The sequence below is a fragment of the Priestia flexa genome (assembly GCF_021441905.1).
Lineage (GTDB): Bacteria > Bacillota > Bacilli > Bacillales > Bacillaceae_H > Priestia > Priestia flexa.
Window position 1 is genome coordinate 1,979,451 of sequence record NZ_CP090431.1, and the last position, 12,004, is coordinate 1,991,454.

Genomic DNA, 12,004 nt, shown 5'->3' on the forward strand with positions numbered 1-12,004 from the left:
GGTTTTGCTTTGATTAAAACGCCCAGTTCCCTTTTCTAAACACAGGCTCACTTGTACCGTCAGCTTTAATGCCGTCGATGTCCATTTCAGCTGAGCCAACCATGAAGTCAACGTGGGTGATGCTGTCGTTTGCTCCGTTTTCAGCTAGCTCGTCTTTTGACATTGTTTTTCCGCCTTCTAAGCAGAAAGAATACGCGCTGCCAATCGCTAAGTGATTTGATGCGTTTTCGTCAAACAGCGTGTTGTAGAAAATGATATCAGACTGGGAAATGGGTGAGTTATGCGGTACTAGCGCCACTTCACCTAAATATTTTGCTCCTTCATCTGTATCAATTAGCTGCTTTAACGTTTCTTCTCCGTGCTCTGCTTTAACGCCTGTAATTTTTCCGTTTTCAAACGTAAGCGTAAAGTTTTCGATCAGGTTACCTGCATAGCTTAATGGCTTTGTGCTTGTCACCTGGCCGTTCACACCGTCTTTTTTCGGAACGGTGAACACTTCTTCTGTTGGCATGTTCGCCATGAAGTCATGCCCTTTTTCGTTCACGCTTCCAGCGCCTACCCAAATATGCTTTTCAGGTAGTTCAATTGTTAAATCTGTACCTGGTGCTTTATAGTGTAGTTTTGCAAAGTGCTTTTCATTTAGGATATCCACTTTTTCATGTAGATTGTCGTTATGTTTTGTCCAAGCAGCTACCGGATCTTCTTGGTCCACACGTACCGCTTTGAAAATCGCTCCCCATAGCTTTTCTTCTTGCTTATCTTCCGGTGCGTCAGGGAATACCTTTGCCGCCCACTCTTTTGATGGTACGGCTACGATTGACCAGCTAATTTTATCAGATTGAATGGCTTCTCTAAACTTTTTCATCGCTTGACCGCTTACACGTTGGAACGTTGCGATACGCTTTCCGTCTACGCCTTTTAATAGATCGGGACTGCTTGAGATAACGGATAAAACAGCTCCTCCATTTTCAACAAGCACTTCGCGTTCTTGAACTCGCCAAGCTGGGAATTCTTCAAATACTTCATCCGCTGCTTTTTCATACTTCAAGCGAACAAGATAATCATCTTTAAAATCAACGTCAACTGACTTTGCGCCAGCTTCATACGCTTTTTTAGCTACTTCACGTACGAATGATGCCGATGCAACATCAGCAGAAATATGTAAAACTTGCCCTGGTTGAATATTGACGCCAACCTTAACCGCTAGCTCAGCGTACTTTTCAATATTGCGTTCAAAATTTAACATAATCTGTCCCCTTTACTAAAAAATTCTTCCACTGTTATTTTAGCATAAACGAATAGCGCAATGATAATATTTGCGTTTTTAGTTTACATAATAAAATTACAGAAAATAAAAAAAGTCCTAATCACATCGATTAGGACTTTTTTTATTTCATCAGCACGCGTCGCTCATTAAAGAATAACTTATAACCTAGGTAGATAAAGTATAAAATGGCAGCTGACAGCACAGCAATCCACATGTAGTAAAGACCTTCTGCTCCCCATACGCCTGTTAAGTTAAAGAGTGCCGGGATGGTAAGCGTAATCCACGACTGGACAACGGCGACTTTTCCCACATATTCTGTAATATCCCGCTCCTGCGTGTTGATAAAGTAAAATAGAAACCAAAGAAATGCCCACAGCAACCACGTTAAGCCGTTTACAACGTCACCATATCTTGTAAAAGCGATGGTCATATAAACAAGAGCTAAAATCGATACCCAAAGCGAATAATAGCCAAGGCCTGTTCCTTCCATTCCTTTGATAACGGTTACACCAACATACAAATACGTTAAGCCAAATAAGAAAATAGCGGCTTTTTCGTAAAGCACCCAGTTTGTTTGATCTGAAACAATAATTAAATAAAACGGCGCAATCATTTGAAAGACGCCGACAAATAGGTTAAACACCCCGACGTTTTTATCGTTTGCTTTTCCTAAAAGCATCAGCCCGTTTAAAAACAGCGCTGCTCCTGATAGTAATAATCCAATGCTGTCCATGTTGTCGTAAAGAATACTAGACTCTTTACTACCTCCTTTATATGTGCTCGAAGTACTGTATGATTCTTATCTTCCCACAAAAGAAAAAAGCAATCCTGCCCGCAGCAGAAATGCTTTTCCTTCTTCATTTGTTTTATAAAATAAAGCTTACAATAATCGCTGATAACACACTTACTAACGTTGCACCGTACAATAAGCGTAATCCAAAGCGAGCCACTGTGTTTCCTTGTTTTTCACTTAAGCCTTTAACAGCTCCAGAAATAATACCAATTGAAGAGAAGTTTGCGAATGACACTAAGAATACAGAAACAATTCCTAGCGTACGCTCACTAAACTGTCCAGACATATCCGCTAAGCTCATCATCGCCACAAACTCATTCGTTACAAGCTTTGTTGCCATAATTCCACCAGCAGCTACCACTTCTGAACCTGGAATACCCATAATGAAGGCAAATGGTGCAAATACATAGCCAAGAATTTCTTGGAACGAAATTCCAAGAATCATTTCAAATACGTTGTTAATGGCTGCGATTAGCGCAACGAATCCAATAAGCATTGCCCCTACAATGATGGCTACTTTAAATCCATCCATGATATATTCGCCAATCATTTCAAAGAACGTTTGTTTTTCTTCATCTTGCACTTCTAAAATATCTTCATCTGTCGTTACTGTATACGGATTAATAATCGACGCAATGATGAAACCACCAAATAAGTTAATAACGATTGCTGTTACTACGTACTTTGGCTCAATCATTGTCATGTACGCACCAACAATTGACATTGAAACCGTTGACATTGCAGACGCACATAATGTATATAGACGGTTTGGAGGTAGTTTATCCAGCTGTTTCTTTACTGTGATAAATACTTCTGATTGACCTACAATCGCAGAAGCTACTGCGTTATAAGATTCAAGTCTTCCCATTCCGTTAATTTTGCTTAAAACAAGACCAATACCCTTCATGATGAAAGGCAAAATCTTAAAGTACTGTAGAATCCCAATTAATACAGAGATAAATACGATTGGAAGCAAAACCGTTAAGAAAAATGGAGCTGTTCCGTCGTTCGCTAAGCCACCAAATACAAATTCAATTCCTTCAGCAGCATATTCCAATAATTTATTAAACGTTGTTGCAATTGCATCAATGATGATAAAACCAAACTTTGTGTTTAATAGAAGCATTGAAAGCAGCAGTTGAAGCACAATCATAATAAGGATTGGCTTATACTTAATGCCTTTTTTATTGTTACTTGCTAAAAATGCTAAACCAAACACAATTAATAACCCTAGTATTCCAATTAAGTATTGCATGTAATAGACTCCCCACTAGTTGTATAAATTCCCATTTAAATCCTATCCTTATAGGCCTTAAACAGCTGCTGCCGAGAGCGTTTTTTTCAAAACAATTCTTTACGTTTTGTGTAAATCTTTTGATGAAAAGAACCCTGGTAACAACTCATTAATGTTTGTCACAACGTGATCGCCTTTTAAATTAGCTAAAATCACGACTGTGTCTGGTGAAAAGAACTCAGCTAAAACTTGACGACAAGCTCCACATGGAGAAATTGGTCCCTCTGTATCCCCAACAACTGCGATTGCTTGAAACTCTTTTTCACCTTCTGAAACAGCTTTAAAAATCGCCGTGCGCTCTGCGCAGTTTGTTAAACCATAGGAAGCGTTCTCGATATTACATCCGTGATATAGTTTTCCATCCTTTGTTAAAAGAGCTGCACCTACATGAAAATTTGAATATTGAACATATGCTTGTTTACTTGCAACAATTGCTTCATCAATTAATTTTTTCGGCTCCATTCATTCATCATCCTTTTTCATGGTTTAAAGCAGGTTAGCTCAGTGTATGAGCTAACCTGCTAGACATTCTCTTCAGATTCTAATCGAATTAGTATGAGCTGTTGCTAATTTCGCCTTTAGCAATTGAAACACCAGAGCTTGCACCGATACGCGTAGCACCTGCTTCAATCATCGCTTTAGCGTCTTCTAATCCTCGTACGCCACCAGATGCTTTTACGCCAAGGTCTGGTCCAACTGTTTTTCTCATTAACGCAACATCTTCAACCGTTGCGCCACCTGTTGAGAAGCCAGTAGATGTTTTAACAAAGTCCGCACCTGCTTTAACAGATAGTTCACAAGCTTTTACTTTTTCTTCGTCTGTTAATAGACATGCTTCAATGATTACTTTCACTAATGCTTTACCTTTTGCAGCGTCAACAACTGCTTTAATATCACGCTCTACTAGATCGTAATTTTTGTCTTTTAACGCACCGATGTTAATGACCATATCAACTTCGTCTGCACCGTTTTCAATTGCATTTGTTGTTTCGAATGCTTTTACTTCTGGTGTGCTTGCCCCTAGTGGAAAACCAATTACCGTACATACTTTTACTTCTTGTGCATCGCGTAATAACTCAGCAGCTTTTTTAACCCACGTTGGATTCACACATACAGATGCAAATGAATATTCTTTTGCTTCCTGTGCAAGTACTGTAATTTGCTCTTCTGTTGCGTTAGCTTTTAATAAAGTGTGGTCAATCATTTTTGTAATTTCGTTGCTCATGTTTAATTCTTCCTTTCAATCCTCTTATAAAGTAAAATTTTAACCTGTAGAAGCTCTATTTCTCTTCCACTGAATACCTAGTTGAACCATCGTGGCCTTTAGGCGCACTAGAATTAATGAATTTCTTTGTAGATGAGCGTTGGTGCATCTACCTGTTCAGATACAATTGTATAAGAATCGTAAATAACGTTCATTACTTCATCCACGTTTTCAGAGTTACTATGAATTGTTACAAGCGTATCGCCCTTCTTAACAGCATCTCCTACTTTTTTGTGCAGTACTACACCAACAGCTAAATCAATCACTGATTCTTTTGTTGCGCGACCTGCACCAAGTTTCATTGCTGCTACGCCGATTTGCTCAGCAACAATTTCTGATACATAGCCATCTGCTTTTGCTGGAACCGAAATTTTATAAGAAGCATCCGGAAGCTGTGATGGATCATCTACTACGGATGCATCTCCACCCTGTGCTTCAAGGAATGTTTTAAATGTTGCAAGTGCTTGTCCGTTATCGATCACTTCTATTAATAGCGCACGCGCCTCTTCAAGGCTGCTTGCTTTCTTTGCAAGCATAACCATATGGCTACCTAACGTCAAGCATAATTCTGTTAAATCTTCCGGCCCTTCACCTTTTAACGTATCGATTGCTTCTTTCACTTCTAGCGCGTTTCCAACCGCAAATCCAAGCGGTTGACTCATATCAGAAATGATAGCTTTTGTGTTTCGTCCAACACCTTTTCCGATTTCAACCATTGCTTGTGCTAATGCTTCTGCATCTTTTAAGTCTTTCATAAACGCACCGTTTCCAGTTTTAACATCTAAACAAATTGCGTCTGCACCCGCTGCAATCTTCTTACTCATAATTGAGCTTGCAATCAGTGGAATTGAATCAACTGTTGCCGTTACGTCACGTAGTGCGTATAAACTTTTATCAGCTGGCGTTAAGTCACCGCTTTGTCCAATAACCGCTAGTTTGTTTGTGTTTACTAGACGAATAAATTCGTCGTTCGTAATTTCAACGTGGAATCCTGGGACAGCTTCTAGCTTATCGATTGTTCCACCCGTATGACCAAGGCCGCGACCTGACATCTTAGCGACCGGTACGCCTACCGCTGCAACAAGTGGTCCAAGTACTAGCGTTGTTGTATCTCCTACTCCACCTGTACTGTGCTTATCTACTTTAATGCCTTCAATTTCACTTAAGTCAATTTGATCACCTGAGTTTACCATCGCTGTAGTTAAATGAACGCGCTCTTCCTGCGTCATATCTTGGAAATAAATTGCCATTGCTAGTGCGGACATCTGATAGTCAGGCAAGTTACCATTTGTATATTCAGTAATAATAAAGTCAATTTCACTTTTTGTTAATTCTAAGCCATTTCGCTTTTTTTCAATTAGATCTACAACTCTCATTGATATGGCCTCCCCATGCGCTTTCTTTTCAAAATTATAACGCTTTCAACAACTTACATCTTCACTATATCTCAACATTGAACAAATGTAAATATTTATTTTGACATTTGTTCAATGTTTTTTATGATGTCACTTTTTCAAGCAGCTGCTGAGCTGTAAATGGGTCTGTGACTAGTGTATTAACATACCCGCCTTTTATCGCACCGTAAATACCTTCCACCTTGTGCGCCCCTCCCGCTACGAGGATCGAATGTTCCTTTTGCTTAAGTTCTTCTAAATCTAAACCAAGCGTGCGTTCATTTAAGCTCGGGTTGCAAATACACCCATTTTCATCGAAAAATCGCGAACAAATATCACCGACTGCGTGCGGATCTAGCTGTTTTAAATCCTCTTCTGTGAAATAACCTAGCTGAAACAGCAAAGAATCTGTTTTAATAGGACCCGTCGTAAAGATCGCAATATTTGCTTTTTTGCCAAGCTCTAATATTCCTTTTATATGACGATCAGCTTCCATTGCCTGCTTTACTACAACATGATCAACAATAGCCGGAAGCGGTAAATAAAGAGGAACGGTGCTATAAGCATTTCCAAACAGATGCAGTATTTCAGAAGCATACGTGTTGGTTTCAGAATGGCTAACTCCACCTTTTAACTGTACAACTTTCACATCTTTTACACGCTTATTTTTGAGCTTCATCCCTACATGATAAAGCGTTGTTCCCCACGTTATGCCAATAATATCTCCATCTTTTACAATTTTATCAAGGTAATCTGCTGCTGCTTCTCCTAAACCTTCCTTTACAAGGTTTCGATCTTCATGAGGTATAGATGCGACAATTGCTTTTTTTAGTTTAAACGTTTGTTCTAGCTGAGCTGATAGCTCTTTCACATCGATGGTAGAATCGATAATTTTAATTTGTACAATGCCTTCAGATTTAGCTTGTTGCAGTAAGCGTGAAACAGTTGGCCTTGAAACTCCAAGCTTTTTAGCAATTTCATTTTGATTATAGTCAAACAGATAATACATCTTTGCTGCTTCGATTGCTTTCGTTAACTTGTCGCTTTCCATAAGCATCCCCTTTACGTCAGTATAGCGTTTTCATTTTTCTATCTTACCAAACAATGAACATTTTTATAATACTACCTGAACATTTTTTCAAAAAAACCTCTCTTCTACTCGAAGAAAGGCTTAGCGGTTGACGGCATATACGACAAACAACACAATATTCAACATAATAAGAGCAACCCCCGCAAGGAGCCACTTTGTTCCCTGAGACTTCTTCTCTCCTTCTTGCATTTCAAAGCCTCGGATAGCAAACACGATTCCGAGTGTAAAAAATAAAAAGAATGTTTGACGATAATCAAAAAAAGCTAAAATCAAAAAAATGGCTGTAAAAAATACCATGATCATTTCTAATGCTATATACGGCTGTTTTTTACATACTAACAGTTTCAAATTGCACACCTACCCTTTATCCAAGTTCTATGACAACTTATTTTACTATTTTTTCGCGAGCAGGTGTCAACGTTTGATGTACTGTTCACGTATTTGTAACAAAAGCGCTCCCATGTTGGGAAGCGCTTTTATTATTCATTCATATTTGGATTCACCGGATTATCGATTCCTGTTTTCTCTTGAATCTTTTTATAAATAAAGTACGTATAGATGGCGATCAAAATTGAGAACGCCCACGTCACTGCTTGGCGAAAGACAATCATGTTGCCATACCCTTCAACACCGTACTTTTGAATAAGAACGTATTTTACAATGGCTAAAAACACATAGCGCCCCGCAAATAAAACGGTTAACCAGTTCATCATTTTAAAGAGATCTTGCTCAAAGAATAGCTTTTTTGAATCTTCACGCTTATATCCCATTAAATAGGCCGTATCAACAAAGAAATATAGCCCAATTGGACGCTTCACTAAAATCGTTATAAACGTAAAAATAGCTAGTCCAATCATAAAATAAACCTGATTAACCAGCATGGTTTCTGCATTACCCGACAATAAATCTACAATTGTTCGCGCAAGCAAGGTAATAACAAGAAACAGTCCCGTTACGTTAAATTGACGCTCTTTAATAAACGTATAGATGGTATAGAAGAATGCAGGGGCTGTCGATAATAAAATGGCGTAATAATCACCGATAAGATCTTTTCCCTGATTCCAGATAAGGTACGGGATTGCAATGTAAAAAAGCAAGTCAAACCATACTCGTTTTGAATTGTTCATAGCGCTCTCCTTTTCCACTATTGTTAGTGTAATTATATGGGAAAATGATGTAGAAGAAAAGGTTATTTCATTTGCAGAAACGAAAAGCCTTCCTCGTTTTCATTTAGATCATATACGTCTTCACCTTTCATAAACAAGACGCCGTGGAAAATTTGAAGATCATCATCACACGCTTCACAAAACTCTTTCTCACAGTCATTCCAAAAGGTAAAAAGAGATAGCTTTTTCATATGAACGTGGCGATAACTCGCTTGATGTTCATGAATAAGCCTTGTATAATGCTCAAGCGCTTCTTTTTTATGGTCGAATTCAATCGTTTCAATAATGTCTTTTTCCCAACCATCTAGAAAAAGCCACGGTTCACAGTCAGTTTTAATTTTATGGACTTTCCATTTTTCATTCATAATACTTCGCTCCTTACTTCTTCTTGCAGGATGCTTACTCTTTTATTATTCAAGAAAAACACCCTCGAATCAAGTAATACGCTAAAAGCGCACCAGCTATCTTTGAGCTGATGCGCTTTCACGTTTGCTACGAAGCGATTCGCTTTGTATCTATTTGTTTTTTCAGCCAACCTTTACCTTCTACAATGCGTGACACAAGCATAGAAGATACGTTATCTCCCGTTACGTTCACCATTGTTGCAGGTGGATCGACAATCATGCCTAGCGCGGCCATAACCGGAAGTGCTTCAATTGGCAAGCCAAACATCGTTAAAATCAACATCTCACCAACTGCGCCTCCGCTCGGTAGACCCGCAATGACAACACCACATAAAATAGCAACAACAACGGCTTTCACAAACGTATCGATGCCGCTGAAATCCATATCGAATAGCGTAAAGGCAAATGAAATTTTTAAGATTGCAGCCAAGCAAGACCCGTCCATATGTACGGTTGCTCCAATTGGAATGACCGTTTCTCGCACATCTTTTGGAACGCCCGTTTGTTTAGCTGCCTCTAGGTTAACAGGCACGCTGGCTACGCTGCTCCCTGTCCCTAAAGCCGTAACCGCTGGCGTTAAGATATTTTTCCAAAAACGAACGATCCCTTCTTTTCCTCCTGCTAAAAAGGCATAAAGCGTAAAGCCAACAAAGAAGTATAAAAGAGCTACCGGGTAATATACGGCTACTGCTTTTGCATACGTTCCTAATAAATCAGGACCAAATACACCAACTAACGACGCGAAGTAAGCAAATAACCCAATTGGTGCCACGTACATCACAAGCGTTACCATTTTCATAAACACCTGTGAACCTGATTGTAGTACTTTCACAAACGGCTTTCCAGCTTCACCAATTAGCGTTGCTGATAATCCTAAAAGTACGGCAAAAACAATAAGTGCAAGCATATGTTCACGAGACAGTAAATCCACAAAGTCAGACGTTGTAAATGCTTGTACAAACTGATCGGCAATATTAATATTTTCTACCTGATCTGGCTTTTCAATTGTAATTGGTGACGCATCAACTGATAAAAATGCCTTAACTGCAAAAAGCATTAATAAAGATGAAATAATGCCAGTCAAAATAAAAACGCCAAACATTGAGCCAATGATTTTTCCAAAGCGATTCATATTCGCAGTGTTTGATACGGCTGCTGCAATGCTAAAAAACACGAGCGGCACAACAACCATAAACATTAAGTTTAAATAAATGTCCCCTAGTGGCTTTAACACTTCTGCTTTCTCTCCAGCAAAGAACCCTACTGCTCCACCAGCAAAAATAGATGCTAGTAAAATGAGCGGAAAGCGATATGGTTTTAACGCGTACATAAACATCCTCCTTCTAATTAAAACGCTCACAAAAAAAAGCGACAGCATGCGCGCTGTCACTTTTTTGATTTTACTATAGTTTTAAAATTGGTCAATCCAGCTTTAGCCCCTTTTAACAAATTGTATACTTCCGACTTTTCCAAATAATTATAAAGATATGATAACAAGCAGTGCTAGCATAAATACTACTCCAAGGAATTCATAAACATAGCTCTTTGACTCTTTATCAGTCATCCAATGCTCAATTCCTCGCAAAGTATCTACTAAAATAAAAAAGCCACACACTGGCAGTGCTCGAATCCAGATGGGAAACTCATCGCTTCTCTCTGAAAACGTGACAACACCAAGAAAATAAATGAACAATACTACTATGATACCTTCAATCACCCTATACAGCCTCTTTCTATCTTTGGAAAACAGACTTACACGCTTTTCTTGAATATTTAACCTCTTTTTCAAATAGTAATGGCTAATTGAAAAGTAAAGTATAAAAAGAAGAATGACACCTATTAAACCCTCAGAACTCATTTAAATTCCCCTTTAGCAAGCTGTAGTATATTAAGATAATATCATAATTAAAGAGTTAAATGTAATTATTTGTATAAAAAACCCTCCGCTTTCAAAATAAAAAGCAGAGGGTTCTATGTACGCAAAAGAGCTATTAATCTCGCTCTTTTGCTCGTTGCGTATCTCGAATATTTTTTTGAATTGTCACTACTGCAAACAAGCTCAACACAAATGACATGCCGTAGAAGCCTTTTTCGCTTAGCGTAATACTACCTGCGTTATATAAACCAATAACCATTAATGAAATCGATACAATAAGTGCAAACCAGCTAATTCCATAATAAATACCTGTAACAGGGATATCTTCCTCTTTGTCTCGAACGGCTTTTTGAAGAGATACCGCTGAATAAAGTCCAAATACTAAAACAGCAAAATAGTAGCCTTTTTCATTTAGCTCCATCGTTGCGTTAAATAATCCAACCAAGTAAGCTACAACTCCAATCAGTAGCGCTCCCCAAGATGCTCCTTTAAAAGCTGAAGTTGGCTCTCCTTCTTTTCGTTCTACCTTAACCTTTGGCTCATCTTGGTTTCGCTTCTCTGGAAATAGTTCATGCTCATTCGCCATTTAGGTTTTCGCCTCCTCTTCTCTCTTAATCTAAACAAATACGCGATTGTACGTTCACTTATACCATTATATAGAAAATAGGTTAAATTAATAGGTATTTTTGTCATCTTTTAATAAGACTTTATGCTCAAAATAAATAAATAAATAAATAAATACACTTCTGTTTTTTATACAAAAAAAGAAACAGCTTCATGAGCCATCTCTTTTCTACGTACGACGCTTTTAACGCTTAAATATTCTTTTTCATGCCACAGCTAACGCATTCTCGCAAAAATTTCCCTTCTCCTACACTACTTTTAAAATGAACGCTCTCGCAGTTGTCGCAGCGACCCGCAACTTTATCAGGGAGATCTTTGTATTCATATACTTTGTCCAGATCAATATTGGCATATAAACCTTCTTTTTCTTCCACCTTAAACACTCCGATTTCATTTGAGATTGCTTCTATATCATACCAATATTAATTTAAGAATAAAAGACGCCTTCTTTATTTTCTCTCGGAGTAGCTACCTACAGCATACACTTGTTCTTAGCTGCTGGTTTTACTTTATGTTTATTATTTAGAATATAGTTTTTTTAGATACTTAGATGCGTTGACACACACTCATAAAAAAACCACCGCATCCGCAGTGGTTTTCATCTTACGCTTCAAAATATTCTTTGTAAAAGCCACCAACTTGACCTGTGTTGTCGACTACAAAGTAAAACTCTTCCGTTTCATTTTTTACATCGTATACTTTTCCTGCTGTTAGCACGTTTTCTACCATGTACTTTTTCGCATTCGTATGTACACATTTTACTTGTTTGATGGTTGGACGATCATTCCACTCTAAATGAATCATATTTGGTCTCTCCTTTTGAACGATTGGA

The 12,004-nt window shown here is 38.3% G+C and carries 15 protein-coding genes; all 15 read right to left on the reverse strand.

The features are described 5' to 3' along the window. Positions 1-13: 13 nt before the first annotated feature. Complete coding sequence (locus LZP85_RS10195; protein ID WP_226638924.1) at positions 14-1,246, reverse strand: aminopeptidase; 1,233 nt, start codon at positions 1,244-1,246, stop codon at positions 14-16. Between the two features lie 142 nt (positions 1,247-1,388). Then, complete coding sequence (locus tag LZP85_RS10200) at positions 1,389-2,000, reverse strand: AmiS/UreI family transporter (protein WP_061785876.1); 612 nt, start codon at positions 1,998-2,000, stop codon at positions 1,389-1,391. Positions 2,001-2,133: 133 nt separating this feature from the next. Further along, complete coding sequence (locus LZP85_RS10205) at positions 2,134-3,315, reverse strand: NupC/NupG family nucleoside CNT transporter (protein WP_206782685.1); 1,182 nt, start codon at positions 3,313-3,315, stop codon at positions 2,134-2,136. 99 nt (positions 3,316-3,414) lie between these two features. Next, positions 3,415-3,816 carry a cytidine deaminase gene (locus tag LZP85_RS10210; RefSeq protein ID WP_076512364.1) on the reverse strand — a complete coding sequence of 134 codons (402 nt, stop codon included), beginning with the start codon at positions 3,814-3,816 and terminating at the stop codon, positions 3,415-3,417. 88 nt (positions 3,817-3,904) lie between these two features. Beyond that, a complete protein-coding gene (gene deoC / locus LZP85_RS10215; protein ID WP_119543122.1) occupies positions 3,905-4,579 on the reverse strand; it encodes a deoxyribose-phosphate aldolase in 675 nt (224 codons plus the stop codon). Positions 4,580-4,692: 113 nt separating this feature from the next. Then, positions 4,693-5,994, reverse strand: a complete 1,302-nt coding sequence (locus LZP85_RS10220; protein ID WP_076512365.1) for a pyrimidine-nucleoside phosphorylase — start codon at positions 5,992-5,994, stop codon at positions 4,693-4,695. A 121-nt stretch (positions 5,995-6,115) separates the two neighbouring features. Further along, positions 6,116-7,063 (reverse strand): DNA-binding transcriptional repressor DeoR, encoded by a 948-nt coding sequence (locus tag LZP85_RS10225; RefSeq protein ID WP_206782686.1) that lies wholly within the window; start codon positions 7,061-7,063, stop codon positions 6,116-6,118. A gap of 120 nt (positions 7,064-7,183) precedes the next feature. Then, positions 7,184-7,450, reverse strand: coding sequence for a hypothetical protein (locus LZP85_RS10230; RefSeq protein WP_025910280.1), 267 nt, complete (start codon positions 7,448-7,450; stop codon positions 7,184-7,186). Between the two features lie 131 nt (positions 7,451-7,581). Next, positions 7,582-8,229 (reverse strand): VC0807 family protein, encoded by a 648-nt coding sequence (locus LZP85_RS10235; protein ID WP_025910279.1) that lies wholly within the window; start codon positions 8,227-8,229, stop codon positions 7,582-7,584. A 62-nt stretch (positions 8,230-8,291) separates the two neighbouring features. Next, the gene (locus LZP85_RS10240; RefSeq protein WP_025910277.1) at positions 8,292-8,633 is read right to left on the reverse strand and encodes a DUF1033 family protein; all 342 of its coding nucleotides are present in this window, start codon (positions 8,631-8,633) and stop codon (positions 8,292-8,294) included. A 127-nt stretch (positions 8,634-8,760) separates the two neighbouring features. Further along, positions 8,761-10,002: a dicarboxylate/amino acid:cation symporter gene (locus tag LZP85_RS10245; RefSeq protein WP_025910276.1), complete on the reverse strand. Its 1,242-nt coding sequence runs from the start codon at positions 10,000-10,002 to the stop codon at positions 8,761-8,763. Between the two features lie 147 nt (positions 10,003-10,149). Next, positions 10,150-10,530, reverse strand: a complete 381-nt coding sequence (locus LZP85_RS10250; protein ID WP_119543120.1) for a DUF4181 domain-containing protein — start codon at positions 10,528-10,530, stop codon at positions 10,150-10,152. 133 nt (positions 10,531-10,663) lie between these two features. Further along, entirely contained in the window at positions 10,664-11,134 is a 471-nt protein-coding gene (yiaA, locus tag LZP85_RS10255; RefSeq protein WP_025910274.1) for an inner membrane protein YiaA, read from the reverse strand. A 229-nt stretch (positions 11,135-11,363) separates the two neighbouring features. Further along, on the reverse strand, positions 11,364-11,546 hold the full coding sequence (locus tag LZP85_RS10260; protein WP_025910273.1) for a DUF8096 family protein: 183 nt from the start codon (positions 11,544-11,546) through the stop codon (positions 11,364-11,366). A 229-nt stretch (positions 11,547-11,775) separates the two neighbouring features. Further along, the gene (locus tag LZP85_RS10265) at positions 11,776-11,976 is read right to left on the reverse strand and encodes a DUF6501 family protein (RefSeq protein WP_025910272.1); all 201 of its coding nucleotides are present in this window, start codon (positions 11,974-11,976) and stop codon (positions 11,776-11,778) included. Positions 11,977-12,004 lie beyond the last annotated feature (28 nt).

Bases quoted from the DNA above. Each gene is read 5' to 3' on its own strand.
- LZP85_RS10265 (WP_025910272.1), bottom strand. From the start codon at position 11,976: ATGATTCATTTAGAGTGGAATGATCGTCCAACCATCAAACAAGTAAAA.
- LZP85_RS10245 (WP_025910276.1), bottom strand. From the start codon at position 10,002: ATGTACGCGTTAAAACCATATCGCTTTCCGCTCATTTTACTAGCATCT.
- LZP85_RS10235 (WP_025910279.1), bottom strand. From the start codon at position 8,229: ATGAACAATTCAAAACGAGTATGGTTTGACTTGCTTTTTTACATTGCA.
- yiaA (WP_025910274.1), bottom strand. From the start codon at position 11,134: ATGGCGAATGAGCATGAACTATTTCCAGAGAAGCGAAACCAAGATGAG.
- LZP85_RS10210 (WP_076512364.1), bottom strand. From the start codon at position 3,816: ATGGAGCCGAAAAAATTAATTGATGAAGCAATTGTTGCAAGTAAACAA.
- LZP85_RS10240 (WP_025910277.1), bottom strand. From the start codon at position 8,633: ATGAATGAAAAATGGAAAGTCCATAAAATTAAAACTGACTGTGAACCG.
- LZP85_RS10220 (WP_076512365.1), bottom strand. From the start codon at position 5,994: ATGAGAGTTGTAGATCTAATTGAAAAAAAGCGAAATGGCTTAGAATTA.
- LZP85_RS10225 (WP_206782686.1), bottom strand. From the start codon at position 7,063: ATGGAAAGCGACAAGTTAACGAAAGCAATCGAAGCAGCAAAGATGTAT.
- LZP85_RS10195 (WP_226638924.1), bottom strand. From the start codon at position 1,246: ATGTTAAATTTTGAACGCAATATTGAAAAGTACGCTGAGCTAGCGGTT.
- LZP85_RS10250 (WP_119543120.1), bottom strand. From the start codon at position 10,530: ATGAGTTCTGAGGGTTTAATAGGTGTCATTCTTCTTTTTATACTTTAC.
- deoC (WP_119543122.1), bottom strand. From the start codon at position 4,579: ATGAGCAACGAAATTACAAAAATGATTGACCACACTTTATTAAAAGCT.
- LZP85_RS10200 (WP_061785876.1), bottom strand. From the start codon at position 2,000: ATGGACAGCATTGGATTATTACTATCAGGAGCAGCGCTGTTTTTAAAC.
- LZP85_RS10205 (WP_206782685.1), bottom strand. From the start codon at position 3,315: ATGCAATACTTAATTGGAATACTAGGGTTATTAATTGTGTTTGGTTTA.